This is a genomic window from Flavobacterium sp. P21 (assembly GCF_050632225.1).
Taxonomy (GTDB): domain Bacteria; phylum Bacteroidota; class Bacteroidia; order Flavobacteriales; family Flavobacteriaceae; genus Flavobacterium.
Genome location: NZ_CP192585.1, coordinates 1,601,139 through 1,619,700, shown reverse-complemented (window position 1 = coordinate 1,619,700; position 18,562 = coordinate 1,601,139). Strand labels below are relative to the sequence as shown.

General features: G+C 32.2%; 21 protein-coding genes and 1 tRNA gene. 10 read left to right on the top strand and 12 right to left on the bottom strand.

Features of this window, described 5'->3' with window-relative positions; translation table 11 throughout:
• Nucleotides 1–150: 150 nt before the first annotated feature.
• From ACQ9BO_RS07975 to era, 6 genes are all read right to left on the bottom strand, one after another.
• Nucleotides 151–1,854 carry an outer membrane beta-barrel protein gene (locus ACQ9BO_RS07975; RefSeq protein ID WP_431244285.1) on the bottom strand — a complete coding sequence of 568 codons (1,704 nt, stop codon included), beginning with the start codon at nt 1,852–1,854 and terminating at the stop codon, nt 151–153.
• Between the two features lie 110 nt (nt 1,855–1,964).
• Complete coding sequence (locus ACQ9BO_RS07970; protein ID WP_431244284.1) at nt 1,965–2,183, bottom strand: hypothetical protein; 219 nt, start codon at nt 2,181–2,183, stop codon at nt 1,965–1,967.
• Nucleotides 2,177–2,659 carry a hypothetical protein gene (locus tag ACQ9BO_RS07965; protein WP_431244283.1) on the bottom strand — a complete coding sequence of 161 codons (483 nt, stop codon included), beginning with the start codon at nt 2,657–2,659 and terminating at the stop codon, nt 2,177–2,179. The genes ACQ9BO_RS07970 and ACQ9BO_RS07965 overlap by 7 nt, the downstream gene beginning before the upstream one ends.
• 11 nt (nt 2,660–2,670) lie before the next feature.
• Complete coding sequence (locus tag ACQ9BO_RS07960; RefSeq protein WP_431244282.1) at nt 2,671–2,904, bottom strand: hypothetical protein; 234 nt, start codon at nt 2,902–2,904, stop codon at nt 2,671–2,673.
• Between the two features lie 123 nt (nt 2,905–3,027).
• Complete coding sequence (der, locus tag ACQ9BO_RS07955; RefSeq protein WP_132989495.1) at nt 3,028–4,341, bottom strand: ribosome biogenesis GTPase Der; 1,314 nt, start codon at nt 4,339–4,341, stop codon at nt 3,028–3,030.
• A 323-nt stretch (nt 4,342–4,664) separates the two neighbouring features.
• The gene (gene era, locus ACQ9BO_RS07950; protein WP_431244281.1) at nt 4,665–5,546 is read right to left on the bottom strand and encodes a GTPase Era; all 882 of its coding nucleotides are present in this window, start codon (nt 5,544–5,546) and stop codon (nt 4,665–4,667) included.
• 116 nt (nt 5,547–5,662) lie between these two features.
• Here era and ACQ9BO_RS07945 point away from each other — a divergent pair.
• Nucleotides 5,663–5,735: transfer RNA gene (locus ACQ9BO_RS07945), tRNA-Met, on the top strand.
• A 146-nt stretch (nt 5,736–5,881) separates the two neighbouring features.
• Here the strand turns inward: ACQ9BO_RS07945 and ACQ9BO_RS07940 are convergent.
• Complete coding sequence (locus ACQ9BO_RS07940) at nt 5,882–6,268, bottom strand: hypothetical protein (protein WP_431244280.1); 387 nt, start codon at nt 6,266–6,268, stop codon at nt 5,882–5,884.
• Nucleotides 6,269–6,918: 650 nt separating this feature from the next.
• On the opposite strand from ACQ9BO_RS07940, the gene ACQ9BO_RS07935 reads away from it, so the two are divergent.
• Together ACQ9BO_RS07935 and ACQ9BO_RS07930 are read left to right on the top strand one after the other, a co-directional pair.
• Complete coding sequence (locus ACQ9BO_RS07935; RefSeq protein WP_431244279.1) at nt 6,919–7,365, top strand: hypothetical protein; 447 nt, start codon at nt 6,919–6,921, stop codon at nt 7,363–7,365.
• A gap of 44 nt (nt 7,366–7,409) precedes the next feature.
• Entirely contained in the window at nt 7,410–8,471 is a 1,062-nt protein-coding gene (locus ACQ9BO_RS07930) for a S41 family peptidase (protein WP_431245087.1), read from the top strand.
• A gap of 192 nt (nt 8,472–8,663) precedes the next feature.
• Here ACQ9BO_RS07930 and yiaA read toward each other — a convergent pair whose 3' ends face one another.
• The gene (gene yiaA, locus ACQ9BO_RS07925) at nt 8,664–9,137 is read right to left on the bottom strand and encodes an inner membrane protein YiaA (RefSeq protein WP_431244278.1); all 474 of its coding nucleotides are present in this window, start codon (nt 9,135–9,137) and stop codon (nt 8,664–8,666) included.
• 356 nt (nt 9,138–9,493) lie between these two features.
• Here yiaA and ACQ9BO_RS07920 point away from each other — a divergent pair, with 356 nt between their 5' ends.
• Complete coding sequence (locus ACQ9BO_RS07920) at nt 9,494–10,444, top strand: hypothetical protein (protein WP_431244277.1); 951 nt, start codon at nt 9,494–9,496, stop codon at nt 10,442–10,444.
• Nucleotides 10,413–10,781 carry a hypothetical protein gene (locus tag ACQ9BO_RS07915; RefSeq protein WP_431244276.1) on the top strand — a complete coding sequence of 123 codons (369 nt, stop codon included), beginning with the start codon at nt 10,413–10,415 and terminating at the stop codon, nt 10,779–10,781. The genes ACQ9BO_RS07920 and ACQ9BO_RS07915 overlap by 32 nt, the downstream gene beginning before the upstream one ends.
• A gap of 227 nt (nt 10,782–11,008) precedes the next feature.
• Here the strand turns inward: ACQ9BO_RS07915 and ACQ9BO_RS07910 are convergent, their stop codons facing one another.
• On the bottom strand, nt 11,009–11,494 hold the full coding sequence (locus ACQ9BO_RS07910) for a hypothetical protein (RefSeq protein WP_431244275.1): 486 nt from the start codon (nt 11,492–11,494) through the stop codon (nt 11,009–11,011).
• A 14-nt stretch (nt 11,495–11,508) separates the two neighbouring features.
• The gene (locus ACQ9BO_RS07905; RefSeq protein ID WP_431244274.1) at nt 11,509–12,033 is read right to left on the bottom strand and encodes a hypothetical protein; all 525 of its coding nucleotides are present in this window, start codon (nt 12,031–12,033) and stop codon (nt 11,509–11,511) included.
• 239 nt (nt 12,034–12,272) lie between these two features.
• On the opposite strand from ACQ9BO_RS07905, the gene ACQ9BO_RS07900 reads away from it, so the two are divergent.
• On the top strand, nt 12,273–13,604 hold the full coding sequence (locus ACQ9BO_RS07900) for a TlpA family protein disulfide reductase (protein WP_431244273.1): 1,332 nt from the start codon (nt 12,273–12,275) through the stop codon (nt 13,602–13,604).
• Between the two features lie 122 nt (nt 13,605–13,726).
• On the opposite strand, the gene ACQ9BO_RS07895 is transcribed toward ACQ9BO_RS07900, so the two are convergent.
• Together ACQ9BO_RS07895 and ACQ9BO_RS07890 are read right to left on the bottom strand one after the other, a co-directional pair.
• Nucleotides 13,727–14,533, bottom strand: a complete 807-nt coding sequence (locus tag ACQ9BO_RS07895) for a hypothetical protein (RefSeq protein ID WP_431244272.1) — start codon at nt 14,531–14,533, stop codon at nt 13,727–13,729.
• 67 nt (nt 14,534–14,600) lie between these two features.
• Nucleotides 14,601–15,173 (bottom strand): hypothetical protein, encoded by a 573-nt coding sequence (locus ACQ9BO_RS07890; RefSeq protein ID WP_431244271.1) that lies wholly within the window; start codon nt 15,171–15,173, stop codon nt 14,601–14,603.
• Between the two features lie 464 nt (nt 15,174–15,637).
• On the opposite strand from ACQ9BO_RS07890, the gene ACQ9BO_RS07885 reads away from it, so the two are divergent.
• From ACQ9BO_RS07885 to ACQ9BO_RS07870, 4 genes are read left to right on the top strand one after another with little or no spacing between them, the layout of a single operon-like run.
• Complete coding sequence (locus ACQ9BO_RS07885) at nt 15,638–15,826, top strand: hypothetical protein (protein ID WP_431244270.1); 189 nt, start codon at nt 15,638–15,640, stop codon at nt 15,824–15,826.
• Between the two features lie 9 nt (nt 15,827–15,835).
• Nucleotides 15,836–16,618 (top strand): Hsp70 family protein, encoded by a 783-nt coding sequence (locus ACQ9BO_RS07880; protein ID WP_431244269.1) that lies wholly within the window; start codon nt 15,836–15,838, stop codon nt 16,616–16,618.
• Nucleotides 16,522–18,177: an Hsp70 family protein gene (locus ACQ9BO_RS07875; RefSeq protein ID WP_431244268.1), complete on the top strand. Its 1,656-nt coding sequence runs from the start codon at nt 16,522–16,524 to the stop codon at nt 18,175–18,177. The genes ACQ9BO_RS07880 and ACQ9BO_RS07875 overlap by 97 nt, the downstream gene beginning before the upstream one ends.
• Nucleotides 18,174–18,320 carry a hypothetical protein gene (locus ACQ9BO_RS07870; RefSeq protein WP_431244267.1) on the top strand — a complete coding sequence of 49 codons (147 nt, stop codon included), beginning with the start codon at nt 18,174–18,176 and terminating at the stop codon, nt 18,318–18,320. The genes ACQ9BO_RS07875 and ACQ9BO_RS07870 overlap by 4 nt, the downstream gene beginning before the upstream one ends.
• The last annotated feature ends 242 nt before the right edge of the window (nt 18,321–18,562 follow it).

The window sequence follows — 18,562 nt, the reverse complement described above, 5'->3', positions numbered from 1 at the left end:
GTCTTTTTTATAAAAAAGGGTATAAATTAAAATTTGATTTATACCCTTTTTACCTTTGTCACTTTGTTACTTTGTTACTTTGACACCTTTGTTGCTCAAAAAAGCCTTAAAGAGACGCACAAAAAGCACGTCTCTCCAGAAAGACAAAACCTACTCCTCTCTTTCTCGGCCTCTTCTCTTGCCTTTTTCATTTCCTGCAAAATTTCCGATTTTATAGGCTAATGAAAACATGACATAACGTTTTAAAACTGTATTTTCCTCATCTCGGATTGAGGTTGCCGAGATTGTTCTTGTTGCGCTTTGATTTTGATTCAAAACGTCATATACCTTGATTTTCGCATATAATTTTTTATCCAAAAATCCGTAAGACAAACTCGTATTCCATAAATAAAAGTCCTTTTTGAAATCACTTGAGATATTAGAATTGTAAGTGTATCCAAAATCATTTCCGAAAATAAATTTAGATGGCCAATAGCTCGTAGTCTGCAAATTAATTCGGTGTACTACGTTTGAAGTCGCGTCGCGTGTGTAGTTTTCATATTTTGTTTCATTATATGACAAACTATACGATGGTGCAATGACAAGCAAATCTCCGTATTCGTATGACAAATATACTTTTGGCGTTACAGCTGTTCCTTTTGCATTATACATAACTCCATTTGTAAAACCTTTATCAAAACTATAAGTTCCGTTCAACTGCAAGCCGTATCTAAACGTATTCGCATCTTTCTTGATCGATTGATTCCAGTTTCCGCCAACAGTTAAGGTGTAGGTATCTGATATATTCACATATGTTGTTGTTCTTTTTCCGCTGTCATCATAAAATGAAGTTGACGAAATATCATTACTATAATAATCTCCTCTTGCATAAACGCTGTAACCAGAGCGCGTGCGGAAATCAAAATTTCTGAAACTAAAATTTGCACTGCTTTTTTCAATTGGTGTCAAATTCGGATTTCCTATAATTGTGTTCAACGGATTGCTCAAATTTGCAACTGGCAATAAAAAACTCGAAGCCGGAAGCGTATTCGAATAATCATATTTAAAAGTCATATTCTTTGAACGGCTGAATTTATATCGAAATTGAGCTGTTGCGTATGGCAAAGCATATTTCTGATTTAAATCGGTCGCATTTCCTAAATAAAAAGCATGATTATCATAATCAATAATCGAGGTTTTGGTATCCAGATTTATAGTGTATTTATTCTTTTGCAATGTAATTCCGACTTTCGGACTTACCGAATTTTGTTTCGAAGTAGTATAAGTCGTTAAAGACTGATTTATTTGAGAATACGATTGTGTATCAGCATCATAATCAAATGTTTTTTGATCTTTTATTTCGTTTTGCCAATCAAAATCAGAACCAAATCTGATTCTCAACGAATCTGTAATCGGTTCCGTATATTCAATATCTAACGAATAGGCATCATTAACATTATCATTTCTTGTTGTCTGATTTCGGGTATCATTTGGCTTGTTGTCTTGGTAAAAAATAGTTTCCGAAACGTTCAAAGCATCCGTAATAGCATCTGTATTATTATTATCAAAAACAAAACTCAAGTTTCGATTCTTTTTCTCAAATGCTTTGTTGAAATTTAAAGTATTAGCAAAATTAGTTGTTGTATTTTCTCGGCGAGAAACTGCTGTACTTTCGTTTAAAGCCTGTCCATTTTCATCTTGTGAAGAACTTGAAGAATCCGAATCACTATCAACTCGTGTTTGATTGAATTTTGGTGTAAAAACAATTCGCGTACTCGGATCCAGTTTGTATTCGAACTCAAAATTGGCTTTATTCCCGGTATTTTCAGTTCTCGTTTTAGCATCTGATTCCGTCAAAATATTTCCTGTCGGCAAAAAGCTCAGTTGATTTGCTTTACTGTCATTGTTAGTTATATTATTAGAAAAATTATAACTTCCAGAAGCTTGAAAATCCTTAAACCATTCATCAGAATAATTAACACCTGCTAAATTAGATTGAATAATACCTTTTCCGCTTGTACTACTTCCTTGGTTTGCACTATTATTTCTTCCCCTCCCATATTATCAAAAACATCATCCATTGAAAAACCGGTCGAATTGATATTATTAGAAGAAGCCAAAACACTAATTTTCTGATTATTATTAAAGAAATTCATAATCAAACTGCTTTCATAACGATCGTCAGAACCATAACCGCCTAGCACTTTCCCGAAGAAACCTTTATTTTTCTTTTCATCAACAGTAAAGTTGATCGATGAATTATCAGAACTTGATTCCTGTTTTGCCAGCTCTTCTTTTTTGGTTTTGAAATCTGAAACTTGAACTTTTTTATGATTTCAGCCGGCATGTTTTTCAACAACATCTGTCCGTCTTTATCAAAAAAAGCTTTTCCGTTGACTAAAAACTGAGTGACTTCTCGCCCATTTACTGTGACTTTTCCGTCATTGTCAACATCAACTCCTGGCAATTGCTTTAATAAAGTTTCCACATTAGCATCTGGCCTCACTTTAAAAGCCGATGCATTAAATTCTAATGTATCTTTCTTAATAGCAACTGGCGGCGCTTCGGTTTTAATGACTACATTTTCTAGCGCATTTATATTTTCGGTCAAATACAATTTTCCAAAATCTTTGCTTTCTATAAGTTCTTTTTGTTCTTCAACCAAGGTTTGGTAGCCCATATAGTTGACTTTTAAAAAACGGGCTTGGTAATTTTTTTGGTATTGATTCTGAAAACCCCATTTTTATCGGTAGTAGCATATTCAATTACAGCAGAATCCTTTACGGTTGTAAAATAAACAGTCGCCATTTCAAGGGGAACCTGAGTATTAAGATCAACAACGGTTCCTTTGAGAATAATATCATTTTGCGCATTGGCGGCGATGCAAAAAAGAAAAAATAATAAATAAGAAAAATACTTGGTCATAATTGGTCAGTTAGAATAAATAAGACCCAAGAACAAGTTAAAGGTTTAATTCTTTATTTAACATTTAACAGGCATTTTGTTTAAAAGCATAAAAAAAACCCCATTTTACTGGGGATTTTAATTTTATTTTTCTCTGATATAAATATCGATTGGAACTCCTGCAAAGTCCCATTTTTCTCTGATTTTATTTTCAAGATATCTTTTATATGGTTCTTTAACATATTGTGGCATATTTGCAAAAAACACAAACTGAGGCGTTTGAGTTGGCAACTGCATACAATATTTAATTTTTACATATTTACCTTTTGTTGCTGGTGGCGGATAAGCCTCAATTACCTTCAACATGTATTCATTGAATTTTGAAGTCGCGATTCTTTGTTTTCTGTTTTCAAAAACCTGAACTGTAGCTTCAAGCGCTTTTAACAAACGTTGTTTTGTCAATGCCGAAACAAATAAAATTGGCACATCTGTAAAAGGCATTAATTCTTTTTTGATTTTCTCTTCGTAATCACGAGTCGACATGGTATCTTTTTCAACCAAATCCCATTTGTTTACCAAGATTACAACACCTTTACGGTTTTTCTCTGCCAACCAGAAAATACTTTGATCCTGACCTTCAAATCCGCGAGTTGCATCAATAACCAAGATACAAATATCTGCATGCTCAATTGCTCTAACAGAACGCATTACAGAGTAAAACTCTAAATCTTCTTTTACTTTTGCTTTACGACGAATTCCTGCAGTGTCAACCAAGTTGAACTCAAAACCAAAACGGTCAAACTTTGTATCAATAGCATCACGAGTTGTTCCAGCAATATCAGTTACCATAAATCTATCTTGACCAATTAGGGCATTGATAAAACTAGATTTCCCTGCATTTGGGCGTCCTACTACAGCAAAACGAGGCAAAACCACTTCTTCCTGCACAGGCTCAGGTTTTACTGGAAAAGATTCGATCAAAGCGTCCAATAAATCCCCTGTTCCGCTTCCAGAGATACTTGCAAAAGTATAATAATCTCCTAAACCAAGATTATAAAACTCCACTGCATCTTTCTCACGCATTGCATTATCAACCTTATTTACAGCCAATAAAACTGGTTTTGTTACTTTACGAAGTAATTTTGCAACGGTTTCATCCATTGGCGTAATTCCTTCTTCAACATCAACCACAAAAATAATAACATCGGCTTCATCGATAGCAAGTTCTACCTGTTTACGAATTTCACCTTCAAAAACGTCATCAGACCCTCGAACGTATCCACCTGTATCAATGACAGAAAACTCTTTTCCGTTCCACTCGCTTTTACCATAGTTTCTATCACGGGTAACCCCAGATACTGAATCTACAATAGCTTCTCTTCTTTGTATCAGCCTATTGAAAAGGGTTGATTTCCCTACATTAGGTCTTCCTACTATCGCAACAATGTTATTACTCATTTTTTTGAATTTTAGATTTTAGATCTCAGATTTTAGATTTTCATTTCACTAAAAACCTAATTACTTGTAATCCAAAATGCTTTATTTAAATTTTTTGCAAAGGTAGTTAAAAAAAGTTGCTAAGATGCTAAGTTTCTAAGTACCTAAGTTTTTATTGTTTTTTTGTATAATTTTCAGGAGCTAATTCCAGCTGTCCACTATATCTTTTGTGGCGAACCCCGCCACAAAAGGATGCCGTTCCCATCTGGGCTAGGACACCTATTTTCAAAAGAACTTTCGTTTTCACGATTAAACAAATCAACGATTAATCGATTAAACAAAAACTATTGATTATATCCGAAACGTTTTAGCATATTAGCGTTGCTTCTCCAGTTTTTGTTCACTTTTACGTACAGTTCAATGTGAATTTGTTTTCCGAAGAATTTCTCTAAATCAGCTCTAGCATCAGTTCCCACTTTTTTAAGTGCGGCTCCTTTATGCCCGATAATGATTCCTTTTTGCGTATCACGTTCCACCATAATCACTGAACGGATTCTGATAATATTTTCATCTTCATGAAATTCTTCTGTTACGATTTCCACCGCATACGGAATCTCTTTACTATAATTCAATAAGATTTTCTCACGAATTGTCTCGTTAACGAAGAAACGTTCTGGTTTGTCTGTTAATTGGTCTTTTGGATAATAAGCCTGAGATTCTGGCAATAATTCGATAATTCTTCCGAAAACTTCTGGCACGTTGAAATTCTGCAAAGCCGAAATTGGGAAAATTTCTGCATTTGGCACTTTTTCTTTCCAGAAAGAAACTTGTTGTTCTAATTGTTCTTGGTTTGAATTGTCAATTTTATTTAAAAGCAATAAAACCGGAATTTTAGCATGAATGATTTTCTTAAAGAAATCTTCATCTTTAAGATCCTGCTCGCCTATTTCGACCATGTAGATTAAAATGTCAGCATCTTCAAAAGCCGATTTTACAAAGTTCATCATCGATTCCTGCATTTCGTATGCCGGTTTAATGATTCCTGGAGTATCAGATAGAACCAATTGAAAGTCTTCTCCGTTTACAATTCCAAGAATTCTATGACGTGTAGTTTGTGCTTTTGATGTAATGATCGACAATCGCTCTCCAACGAAAGCGTTCATCAATGTTGATTTTCCAACATTTGGATTTCCGATAATGTTTACAAAACCTGCTTTATGTGACATTTGCATAATATTTAATTTGCAAAGGTAGTCATATCAACTGAATACGGAAAATAAAAGATTTTTTTAAATTTTCGTTGGAATTCTCAAAAATCGGCGTATCTTTGCACCCGAAACATCGCGGGATAGAGCAGTAGGCGACTCGTCGGGCTCATAACCCGAAGGTCACAGGTTCGAGTCCTGTTCCCGCTACAAAGTAAAAGCTTCAGAGAAATCTGGAGCTTTTACTGTTTTTATCTTTTTACTGATTCTCTTTGCGGGCACAGATTGCAAATCTGCGCTATCGTTGTCTATATATCGGAGCGAGAATTCTATTAATTGCAATACAATAAAAAAAATTATTTTTTCAAATAAGATTCCCTGCTTGGCATTGGCCCTTTAGATACTGAATTCGTATCAATTTTAATTTTAAAATACTCGATTGTTTTTTTAATTATTAAATAATCATCGTATATATCGGGCTTACCATAAAAAAATAAAATAATTGTATCATTTGAAAGTTGTATATCTTTTAAATTTGTTGACTTAACAATTGTGTCGCTTTTACCACTTAGTGTATCATAAAGTAATACATAGTCGGCACTAGTTGAACTAACATTTGAATAATAAAACCATTCTATAACTTTATTTTTTGTTTTTATTTCTTTCAAATACAAGCGATCTTCCTGTAATTTATTTACGCAACCTAAAATTATTATAGGTATAAAGATTAAAAATTTTCTCATCGTTTGTAAAATTGTTTATAATATCCATAATAAATGTGCCCAATCGCGCAGATCTACTTTCAATCGTTAGCGCAGATTTGCAATCTGTGCCCGCAAAGATTGGACACGATACAAATCAAAACCTTTCAATTATTAGCCTTCTAAAAGATTTTTTCTTAAATCAAATCTAATAAAATCACCTCTAAATCATTTTACAAACCTGAATAATTTCGTGCAGACTAAAATAATAACCTTCTAGTCTGCCATAAGCTGATTTTTTTGTAAATCAACCAAAAAATTGCTTGAAAATTGTATCGTTAGGGCTACTAAAACAAAAAAAGATTCAGAGAAATCTGGAGCTTTTTTTGTTTTATCTTTCTGATTCTATTTTCGGACACAGATTACAAATCTTCACTATCGTTGTCCGCATATCAGAGCGATCGGGCTCTTTTTTACAAACAAGAAATAAACACTTACTAATCAAAACACTATACTAAACTCTATCAATTCAACTAATTACTTTGCACTGCTTTTCTTTTATTACAATGCAATTTTATCTTATTTTTACCACAAAAACGCAGTAAAAAAATGCAGTAAAAATGATTATCAGTGACGTATATTAAACTCTAAAAATTTAACCTATAACCCCTAACCTAAAACTAATGTATTACATGAATAATAAAAATCTGATACCAATTTTTATATTATTGTTTTTCTTGTCCTGTAAAATTCAGGCACAAAGAGCTGATAAAAACGCAAAGGATAGTTTAATGCTGTACAATAAAATGCTTTCGGTAAAACAAATACAGCAGGATCTTAAAATACTCTTTGCTATAAACGAAAAAGCAAATTCCGGATTGTACCAATACCGTTCTAAAAAACAAGTAGACAGTATTTACAATACAACTATTAAAAGTATAAAAAAGCCTATAAGCGTTACGGAGTTTTACAAAATAATGCTCCATCTGGCAGATTTTGAGGGAAGTGTACACAATTATACTATTCCTGATCTCGACTTAATAAAATTTCTGAACAGGCAAAAATCTTTTTCCCTTATCCTCTTCTTTACATTGGCGGCCAAATTATCTTCGACGGTCAATCATCAGATATACCAGTAGGTTCAAGAATAAGAAGCATAAACGGGATAAGTGACGCAAAATTGATGCAATCTTTTTATAAATATTATACAGCTGATGGCTTTAACACTACAGAAAAATTATCGGCCAGCGTAAATAAATCGTTTGGAATAAACTATCTGTTAGAATATGGCCTTTCAAATGAATTCATTATAGAATACAATTCACCAAAATCGGAGTCTCTTGAAAAAAAGATACTTCCTGCAGTAACACTAAAGCAAAGAGAAGCGAACATTAAAAATAGATTTAGCGCTCCTGTTACTGATTTGATAGATTACAAAAAGCGACCTCCTTATAGTTTTAACATGCTTAATCCAACAACAGGTTTATTAAATCTAAGATGGTTTGGAATGGCATACGGATCAGACGATCCTAAGTTTAAAACGTATGTTCATTTTTTGGATAGTGTTTTTATAGGACTAGACAAAAACAAGGTTTCTAACCTGATCATTGATGTTAGAAATAATCCTGGCGGAAGTGACCCTAACTTTGAACAGCCTGTAATGTACCTCACAGATCAACCATTCAAGGAAAATGTAAAAGCTACCATAATCTTCGATCCTAACTTGTTGCCTTTTGAGAACTATTTCTGGGGCGTTTCAACATCAGAACGAATGGATAGTATTTCTAAAAAAACGGGAAAAGAATATCTAAAAGATGTGTATCCGGTTTTTAAAAACAATATAAGTTTACAAAACCCAAAATATAATCCGGTTTACTATCCCAAATCACCAAAGTTCAAAGGCAATCTTTATCTTTTGATTAATGAAAATGTCGCATCAGCCGCTTCACATTTTGCTTCCCTAGTAAAAGCATATGTTCCAAATGTTACCATAGTTGGTGTAGAGACTGTTGGCGGTTATTATCGTCACAACGGACACTCACCATTGGTCTATGAACTTCCCAATTCAAAGATAAAAACACAATTTTCAATCGTAAATCTGGTTCAGGATGCTCCCAAAAAGGAAAATCAGCCAGAAGGTCACGGTATTATGCCAGATCATGAAGTGTGGCCATCTTTGGATGATTTTTTCCAACAAAAGGATACACAAATGAACTATACCCTTAAACTTATACAAATGAAATAATTTGGATTTTCATACTTTTAACTAATAGAAAGCTCCAGATTTCTCTGGAGCTTTTTTTGTTTTAAAATTCTCGACCTTACTTCACTCGCATTCCAAAAAGAATAAAATGCAATTAATCTTTCTTCTATCGATAAAAATTTAGAAAACCTCAAAACTGCACAAGTATGTGACAGTAATGAGGCCCGCTAAAAACTATATGTTAGTAGATTCAAATTGCTTAAGGTCTCTGGTGTTTTTTTGCACTGCAAGAGCAGAAAACAATCCCAACACGAAAGACATTCCGAAAAACCCTTTTTCACTGAGCAGTAAATCGGCATTCCATAATCCTATTATCAGCAATACTATTGAAGCAATCGTGCTAAACCAGCTTATACTATAATACAAATCGGTTACAGGAATACCTTCCAACCTGTCTCGCACACTTTTTTGTACTGATATTACAGAGAAAAGCCCGAAAAGGAGAATAGTAAAATAATACCCTTTTTCGTTGTAAGCCATTGCCGAATTATAAAGTCCAATACAATACGACGTCATACCTATGATTAACGTCATCCATGATGCCCCCACAAAAGCGACACTTGGTTTTAGAGCAATTCCTCCATTATTTAATCTTGTGTTTTTTAATTCCAAACTGTTGTTTGTTTCATTTGTTTTTAGCGGTTCCATAATTTTTATGTTTTTTATAATTATGAAGCAAATGTCTGAATGAATTAGAAGTTGCAAAAATCAATTTATATAAAAAACTGATGATATAAAAATTCATTTTATTATTTTTACCTTAATAAAACTGTACTTATGAATGCACTGGAAGAAATATCAAATACAATGAATGAATTAGAAAAAAGGCATTCATACAATATTTATCCAGAAAAAACAAACGCAAAGACGCAGGAAATATCGAATTATTCAATTCTTTAAAAACTGACGATATAAACATCAAAAAAAGTGAATTAAAAGATAAAAAAAGCATCGATGCTTATCATGCTCTTCGAAAAAGACTTTATGACAACATGATTAACTTCATGGCTAATCAAAGTTTTGAAAATGATACTTCGCAAGAAAATGCAGTCCTTCGCCTTATTGTGGTAAGTCGCTTATTTTTTGAACATAAACTTATCAAAACCGCTTTTAAATGTTTGGCAAAAGCCGAAGAAATTGCACTAAACATTGAGCATTTTAGCCTCCTCAACGAAATTTATCTGACTCAGATACAATTTGCTCATTTTAAATTATCGGAGCCAATCGAAGAAATAATAACGAAATTTAAAGCCAATAAAAAGAAAGCGGAATATGAGGAACAGCTTAATTTAGGCTACGCTGTTTTACGCCGCGAACTTGCATCTATTCATCACGAAGGACGAATAGTCGATTTTCAGGGACTTATAAAAAATACCATCCAAACGCACGGAATATCATTAAAGCAAGGATTGACTTTTAAATCTTTGTATCAGATATTATTTATTGCCAATGAATATGCTTCTATAAACAACAACTTCTCACTGATACAGCCTTTTGTACTTAAAAGCTATCAATTCATCAGCAAAAAAACAGATCTCTTAGATCGTCATTTATACTATCATATTTACATTTTGTATTTTATAGCCAACTTTTATTTCCGTAACGGACAGTTTGCAGAGTCTCTAAATTACCTCCAATTGATGTTTACGGAACTTCAAAAGCAATCTGGCAAATATTATCAGCGTTTTTGTCTTCGCTATTTTTTGCTATTGGCTTTCAATGAAAATTATCTTGGACATTCGCAAAAAGCAATAGAAATTGCTGAAAAAGCACTTTCTTCAAGCAAAAAAGCAGATCCTAACGACAGCAATGATATTCATCTTATGCTTATCGTCTTTTATATACAGCAAGATGCGGGACGCAATGCCGCAAAAGAAATGGCAAAACTGAATCATACCGAAAATTGGTACGAAAAAAATGGGAATGGACTGGACAATAAAAAAGTGTCTTGTTGAAATTCTTCTGCATGCACAGCAAGAAAACACCGAACTGGCTTTATCCCGAATAAAAAGCTTTAAAAGGCGCTATAAAAAATATCTTTTAACCGTCAATGAAGAACGCGTTGTTCAATATCTTTTGCTTGTAGAACAATACGCAATGAAACCTGAAATTATAAAGACTGAAAAATTCCAAAAAACAATAGAAGATTTTATAATTACAGCACAAAATGGTCCAAAAGACATCCTGATCATGAGTTTTTTATCGTGGTTAGTTGCAAAAGCAAGAAAAACAACTATTTACGAAACAACCTTAAATCTTTTGGAAACATATTTTAAAATAGAAAAAAAATAGGACTTAAAAAAACTCCTTAAGAACCAGGAACTTTTGTAGTTTAAAGATATTAATTCAAGTAAATTTTGAGTTGAATATCATACATATATTTACCAAACTAAAAACAAAGCTTCAGAGGAAATCTGGAGCTTTGTTTTTCATTATATCTTCCTGACCCTTTTGCGGCCACAGATTACAAAGTCTGCGCTATCATTGTCTATATATCGGAGTGATCAGGAATTTTTTGATTATGCCGTAGGCTTATCAAATACCCACCCATCAACAACAAGATCCTGGATCGTTTCATTTGAGGCGATTCCCTGATCTAATGTTAATCTCTCCTGTGGTATTTTATTTTTTGTTGCATGTTTATGCAGGAAAAAAACAAGACCAAACTCAATGCAATACCAATTACAAATACCTTTAGGCCAAAAACAGGCGAGCACAAAAATTAGAATAAGGAGATAAACTGCATATTTCAATATTGGCGATTTTCGAGAAAGTTCTTGATGGAATTCAAAGCAGTCATTGCATCTTGAAACTCCTATCTCTATTTCTTGATACTTTAAACTTCTGTGGACAATATGATTGGTTCTTTCTTTTACTTTATAAAGTTTGATAAAATAGTAATTATTAATATTTCGCCCTTCGTTTTGAAAACAATAACCACATCTTTTTTCTTTTGGCTCAAAACGCTTTGAACTCTCATTGTAATTGTATTTATACAGCATCACTTTGTAGATTTATATTAAATTTCTTCAGGGTAAAATATTTTAGAAATTATGAACTGGAATAAAAATGCAATGAGACAACAAATAAAAAATGGGATTAATAACTCAACAGCATAATACGAACTTCTCGTGCTTATACATAATTCAAAAACTAAGGGAAATAAAACGACTAAAACTATTGACCTGACTACTCCTGCAATTGGTCGCTTTTTCAAATCAAAATAACCAACAATCCCCGCAACAATAGAGGCCAAGACATACCATTCATATAATTTTATGCCTAAAACGGGTCCTAAAATGGCCAAGCCAAATATGATGCTTCCAGTAATTTTTTGATTTTCGTTTTCTGAACTTTCTTCCTGAGCCGCTTCCACAAGCTCTCTTTTGTACTCTCTAATCACTTTGTTAACCAATTCTTCTGCAGTACTTTCATCATAGCCTGCAACAATCAATTTTATAATTTGATTCTCAACAGACAAATTATCTTTTAAATATGCTTCTTTGATTTCCTTTATTTGCTGATAACTGAGTTCTTTTTTCATTAACTAACTGGGGCCGTTATTAAGAATTAAATGATTGTAAATTTCTTTTAAGAAATGCCTTTTCAATGCTAATATATAAATTAGACAATAATATATCCAGGTTACCACTTTATTTTTTTGAATATCCTAGGAAATTGCTTAATAAAGGTAATGACGTATCAAATATGCTACTATAAAAAATTATTTGCTATTTTTAATCAGTATTTGATTTCAAAAACTAACCATCTAAACCACAAAAAATGAAAAAAACCTTGCTTTTATTGCTAATTGTTGTTTTATATTCCTTCACAACTCTCGGAGAAACAACAACCGTTTCAGGCAAAATCACAAATACAGAAAACAAAACAATTAGGATTAAAGGAGAATTATTTGACAAAGAAATCAAGCTAAAACCAGATGGCAGTTTTTTAGAGAATTTAGCATTAGAATCTGATCGTATTTATAAAATTGAAACCAGTAAAAATAGTTTTCAAATATACCTAACCAAAGATTCTAAATTAATAATTAATGCTGATGATGCAAACTTGGAATCAACTTTAAAGTTTACCGGCAAAGGAAGTGTAGAAAATCAATATCTAGCTCAAAAACAACTTATAACTTCGGCAAACCCATACGATGTACTTTATGCACTTAAAGAAAATGAATTCCTGAAAAAACTACAGGAAATGAAAGCTTCAGTCAATAATTTGTACCAAAAAACAAAATTTACTGATGCCACTTTCAAAGAAAAAGAAGCTAGAAGCATTTATTATCTGGAGCAGAAGAATTTGCTTTTTTACGAAAAAAGCCATGGATTTTATGGACACGACAATAATTTTAAAATTTCAGAAACATATCCAAAGATTGACGACAGAATTGATATGGACAATGATTCAGACTTTTTATTTTCAGAAGACTATCAACAAATAGTGCTAAACAGATTTTACGAAAACGTGGGAGATTTTGAAAATAATGCAATTCCAAAACTAAAAGCATTGAAAAGTCAAAGCATAAAAAATCGATTGATTGAAAATTCAACGTTCAATATCACCATAGAAAATCCTAATTATGAAAAAATATATCAGGAATTTTTATCGATTACAAACGATCCAATATTAAAAGAAAAGCTTACGGCCTTATACAATGCAACAAATGCTGTACAACCAGGAAAACCGTCTCCGAGATTTAATTATGAAAATCACAAAGGAGGAAAAACCGCTCTAGAAGATCTGAAGGGAAAATATATTTATATTGATCTTTGGGCAACGTGGTGCGGTCCTTGTGTTAAAGAAATTCCGTTTCTTCAGAAAGTCGAAGAACAATATAAAGGAAAAAATATTGAGTTTGTGACTATTTCAGTAGATGCGATGAAAGATCACGACAAATGGAGCAAATTTGTTACAGAAAAACAATTAGGAGGTATTCAGTTATTGGCTGATAACGAATTTAAATCAGAATTTATGAAAGCCTATGGGGTCGAGCAAATTCCTACTTTTATCCTTCTTGATCCTAATGGCAATATCGTTTCTGCACGAGCACCAAGACCATCTGATCCCAAACTAATTGAATTATTCAACAGCCTAAAAATTTAATTCTAGATATAAATTTACAAAATCATCAATAAAGCTTCAGAGCAATCTGAGGCTTTATTTTTTTGCATTAAATTGAATTCTCAAAAATTAACGAGAACATTGAGCAAATAAAGACAGTATTTTTAAAGCCGCAAGTATGATAAAAAAATGGTTTTTCCGGATATTCCATCTGAACTGCTTGATGAACCTCGGTCACTGGTATTGGCAAGAACAGCTTCTCTATTGCCTACCAAAATACGTGTTAAATCAGGATCGTAAGCAACATATCCTTCCATGGAAGATATGCAAGTGGAATAAAAATCAGATTGTTTATTGGCATTGTAACGTGCTGAAACTATATTCACAAGGCTTCTGATTTTATTATCTATTTCGATTGAACTGAAATAGGACAGCAAAACATAAAAACTTCTGTATTCTACATACGGAATTGCAAGCATATTTGGCGAAACACTTTGATTCAAATTAACGAGAATAGAGTCGACTTTCCCACTTAGTTTTTTATTCAATTGAAAAAGTGCATCTTCGGGAAAACAATCTTTGAAATCAAAAATATCGCTGATGTAATCAAATTTATTTTGGGATAAATTTTGATCAAAAAACAGCACCAAATCATCATTAAGAAACTGATAAACAAAGGACTGAATTTTCTCGGCATCATATTCTCTTTGAGGTGCAGGAAAACTATTTCGGGAATAATTTTTCTTCGAAAAAAGATTATACAAAATTCGGTTTGATACTACAAAATAGAGTTCCTCGCGATAATCTTTTAAAGCCAAAATCAAGTTATTGGCCACATTAACATCTATATCAGGATTTATTCTTTTCTCTACATTTACCTGTTTTTCTATTCGGATAATGTCTTCTGGTGAAAATAATAGAAGATTGCTTTTATCTATTTTTAATTCTTCAAATAATTCTATTATATTCATCTGTGCCTTTAATTTCTGAGGACAAACATAATCTTTTTAGCGCTTTTGCAAAAGATAAATTATTTTTTTAGTGACATTTACCTGTTAAAAAAAGTATTAGAACAAAAATAAATACAATCAGCAAACTCATCCCAGGATGCATTTCTTGTCCATCAGCTTCTTCCCTTGATTTCATTAAAATTGCTCTATTTTCGATCAGGATTTTACCTATATTTTCATTAAAAGCCACATAAAATGCCATTGATTTTATAACAGAACTAAAAAAAATGACATTTGTCTTTTTTTTATAATTTTGAACAATCAAACCCAATAAAACAATTATTTTTCTATCTAATTCAATCGTTGCAAAATGAGATAGTAAATCATAAAAAGTTCTGTATTTAATATAAACGATATTGGAAAACTCATTCTTAGTAGAAACGTTTAAAAGATGAATAGCAAAATCAAGTTTAGAAAAAACAAGTAAATTCATTTTATAGACAACCTCTTCAGGAAGATATCTTTTTAAATCTAAAAGAAAATTAAGTTCCTCTAAATAGTGATACCATCCTTTAGAGAGTTTTAAACTGAAAAAAGATACAAGATCATCGGCTAAAAAGAGCGTAATAAAATGTTTAATTTTTTCATCGGAAACCGTCAAATTATAATTTGAAAAAAATTTCTGGAGAAATCACTATATGAAAAAAATTGAAGAGAATACGATTTGACATCACAAACAATAATTCTTCTTTGTATTCTTTCAAAGCCAAAATTAAATTTTCGCTCGTTTTTGAATCTATTTCTGGATTTATCTTTTTTTCGAAGTTTATTTTTTCTCTATTCGAATGTAATCTTCAGAAGCAAATTCCAAAATTTTATCTCTTTCTAAATCCAATAAAGAAAACAATTGAATGATATTCATTTTGTAAAAAATTAATTACAGCAATGATAAAAAAATATTATTGATAATTAATATCGTATTAAATAAATTGTAAATTGCTAATTCATAAAAATCCGATTTTAAGAAATGAATGTAATTATAAACCAACTGTTTGAAATTGAAAAAAAGCGCTAGAACAAAACTTCAGTGGTTTTGAGCGCAATCTGAAAAGAATTTACAGCGAATTGGAAGAACAAGGATATAAAATCATAAATCCGATTGGGACAAATTATGACGAAAGAGACAGCTCTATTGACGCCAATATTCTTAATTCAAATTCCAAGAAAATAACCAAAGTCATAAGACCTACCATTTACAAAACAGAAAACGACACACTGCAACTGGTTCAAAAAGCAGTAGTTATAGTAGAATAATATAGCATTATGAAGAATATCAATATCGGGATTGATTTAGGAACGACGAATTCAGGAATTGCAAAATATGACAATGGAAAAATCAATATTTACAAAAATCCTGTTGGGTTCAAAGACACAATTCCATCAGTAGTTTCATTTCGAAAAGGACGCATTCAAATTGGTGAAAAAGCAAGAGAACACAGTGCCGTAAATGCCGAAAATGTTTTTTCTTCTTTTAAACGAAAAATGGGTTCTGACGAACTCTATTTCATCAAAGATTTGGATAAAAACATCAGTCCGATTGAACTGTCTTCAATGGTTTTAAAAGAACTTATCAATTTCGCTCAAGGCGAAAGTTTAAAATCTGCAGTGATTACAATTCCGGCTTCATTTGATACCATTCAATCTAATGCGACCAAAAAAGCAGGTTATCAAGCTGGCTTTGAAGAAATCGTTTTGCTTCAAGAACCAATTGCGGCTTGTTTAGCCTATTCGAATTCCTTAAATCTTGAAATCACGTCAGATCAAAAATGGCTGGTTTACGATTTTGGAGGCGGAACATTTGACATTGCGTTGGTAAACATCAACGAACGAGATCTCAAAGTATTTGATCACAAAGGCAATAATTTCTTGGGAGGCGTCGATTTAGACACCTTATTTGTGGAGAAAATTATATGCCCGAAAATCGAAAAAGCAACTCAAGAAAATAATCTTTGGTCAAAAATAATTTCCAAAGAAAATTCGGTCTACAACAAACTTTTTTTGAGCTTCTCTACAAAGCAGAAGAAGCAAAAAAAGAACTTTCGATAAAAGAAACTTCAAGTATTGAAATTGATTTTGACGAGCTTTCAATTTCGCTGGATATTGACATCAGCCGAAAAGAGTTTGAATCGATCGTGCGACCAAAATTTGAAGAATCATTTCATTTGGTTGAAAAATTAATTTCAGAAAATCACCTGAAATTCTCAGACATAGAGCGAATTATACTTGTTGGTGGCACCACTTATATTCCTTACATACGCCAGCAATTGCAGGAACGAACTCAAATTAATATCGAAACGAATTTAGATCCTACAACCGCCGTAATGATTGGCGCCGCATATTATGCGGGTTCAAAACCTTCTGAATTAATCGAAGAAGAAATTGCACAAGAACCTAAAGCCGAAGAAAACAATATTGAAGTTGAAATCGTTTATGAGCCACATTCTAAAGATTCTGAGGAACTAATTGTCGCTCTTTTAGGAGAATCGTTTGATGGCTATTACAGAATTACCCGCGCAGATGGAGGTTTTGATACTGGCCTTTTGAAAGCAAATAAAAAAATTGCCGAATTTGTTCCGTTACTTGAAAAAGCGACCAATCAATTCACGCTATTTTTATTTGACAATCAGCAAAAACAAATATTCAGCAATCCGAATATTCAAATTACGAACGGCTTATACAGCATTCAAGGACAACCAATCCCGAACGACATTTGTTTGGAATTAGACGAGGAAACTGGAAAAAGTCATATGGAAGTTATCTTTAAGAAAAATGACATTCTGCCCTTAAAGAAAACCATTTACAAAACCTGTTCTAAAAACATTCTACGAAATTCGGACCAAAAACTGATCATAAATGTCGTTGAAGGCAACGCTGGAAGCATGGTGGGAAGCAATCTTTCGATTGGTTATATTGAAATATGCGGAACTGATTTTGATCAAGATCTTTTGAAAGGAATGGATATCGAATTGAATTTTAAAGTTTCAGAATCACGAGATCTTAGTATTGATGTTTACATTGGAGCTCTTGATTTAGAAATAAATGAAGTATTCAATCCGCATCAAAGAAAAATTTCGGTTGAGAAATTATTGTCCGAAATAAAAAATGCTTTAGACACAATTCTAGAAGAAATAAGACGCGAAGAGCAAGAAGAAAATTATGAATATTTAGCCAAATTAAAAAGATCTCAAGAATCATTGACGATCCTTTATAACGAGGCATTAGAAAATAAAGATGATGCTGTAACAGACAAAAAGTATCAAATTGATGAATTGAAAAAAATCTACATTCAGGAATTTGACGATCTTGTTCGCCACAAGCATGTATTATTGGAACTTGAAGAGTACAACAGCATAAAAGACACTTTTTCTTTTTATCTTGAAAAAGGTACACCGCGCCAAAAAGAAGAATATGAAAAGATCATAAAAAATGAAAAGGAATTTCTTCAATCAAACAATAAATATTTGATTCGAAAAAGAAAAAAGAATTGGACAATCTTTTGGAGAATATCTATGTCAACCAGGATGAAAGCTACATCAATTATTTCTACAGTATGCGATTTGAAGATCCAAGCGCTTTCAAAGATAGTTCGAAGCACAGCAAATTGATCGAACTTGGAGCACGAGCAATTGACAATGCCAACTTGCCTGAATTAAAATCAATTTGTCATCAATTGTATAATTTACTGATTGTAAAACCAAAAAGAAAAGACGACTTCAATACATTTGACGGAAATCTTGGAATTAAATAATTTGCCTAATCAAAAAGATGCAAATTTTTAACCTTCATCACAAAAGCTCTAGAGAAATCTGGAGCTTTTGTGATTTTTGCTATTTAATGAAATCACAAATAAAAAAAAACACGTAAAAATATTCTTTCAAAATAAAAATAATTTCATTTTATTGAAAAAATTTTCATTTTGCTAAAAACGCCCTACCCCCACTCTTAAGCACAAAACAACCCATTATTAATCAAATAAATATAACCACATTA

Coding starts and splice junctions, on each gene's coding strand:
- ACQ9BO_RS07965 (WP_431244283.1), bottom strand. CDS start 2,659: ATGGGCTACCAAACCTTGGTTGAAGAACAAAAAGAACTTATAGAAAGC.
- ACQ9BO_RS07960 (WP_431244282.1), bottom strand. CDS start 2,904: ATGACCAAGTATTTTTCTTATTTATTATTTTTTCTTTTTTGCATCGCC.
- der (WP_132989495.1), bottom strand. CDS start 4,341: ATGAGTAATAACATTGTTGCGATAGTAGGAAGACCTAATGTAGGGAAA.
- era (WP_431244281.1), bottom strand. CDS start 5,546: ATGTCACATAAAGCAGGTTTTGTAAACATTATCGGAAATCCAAATGTT.
- ACQ9BO_RS07940 (WP_431244280.1), bottom strand. CDS start 6,268: ATGAGAAAATTTTTAATCTTTATACCTATAATAATTTTAGGTTGCGTA.
- ACQ9BO_RS07935 (WP_431244279.1), top strand. CDS start 6,919: ATGAATAATAAAAATCTGATACCAATTTTTATATTATTGTTTTTCTTG.
- ACQ9BO_RS07930 (WP_431245087.1), top strand. CDS start 7,410: ATGCAATCTTTTTATAAATATTATACAGCTGATGGCTTTAACACTACA.
- yiaA (WP_431244278.1), bottom strand. CDS start 9,137: ATGGAACCGCTAAAAACAAATGAAACAAACAACAGTTTGGAATTAAAA.
- ACQ9BO_RS07920 (WP_431244277.1), top strand. CDS start 9,494: ATGGCTAATCAAAGTTTTGAAAATGATACTTCGCAAGAAAATGCAGTC.
- ACQ9BO_RS07915 (WP_431244276.1), top strand. CDS start 10,413: ATGGACTGGACAATAAAAAAGTGTCTTGTTGAAATTCTTCTGCATGCA.
- ACQ9BO_RS07905 (WP_431244274.1), bottom strand. CDS start 12,033: ATGAAAAAAGAACTCAGTTATCAGCAAATAAAGGAAATCAAAGAAGCA.
- ACQ9BO_RS07900 (WP_431244273.1), top strand. CDS start 12,273: ATGAAAAAAACCTTGCTTTTATTGCTAATTGTTGTTTTATATTCCTTC.
- ACQ9BO_RS07895 (WP_431244272.1), bottom strand. CDS start 14,533: ATGAATATAATAGAATTATTTGAAGAATTAAAAATAGATAAAAGCAAT.
- ACQ9BO_RS07880 (WP_431244269.1), top strand. CDS start 15,836: ATGAAGAATATCAATATCGGGATTGATTTAGGAACGACGAATTCAGGA.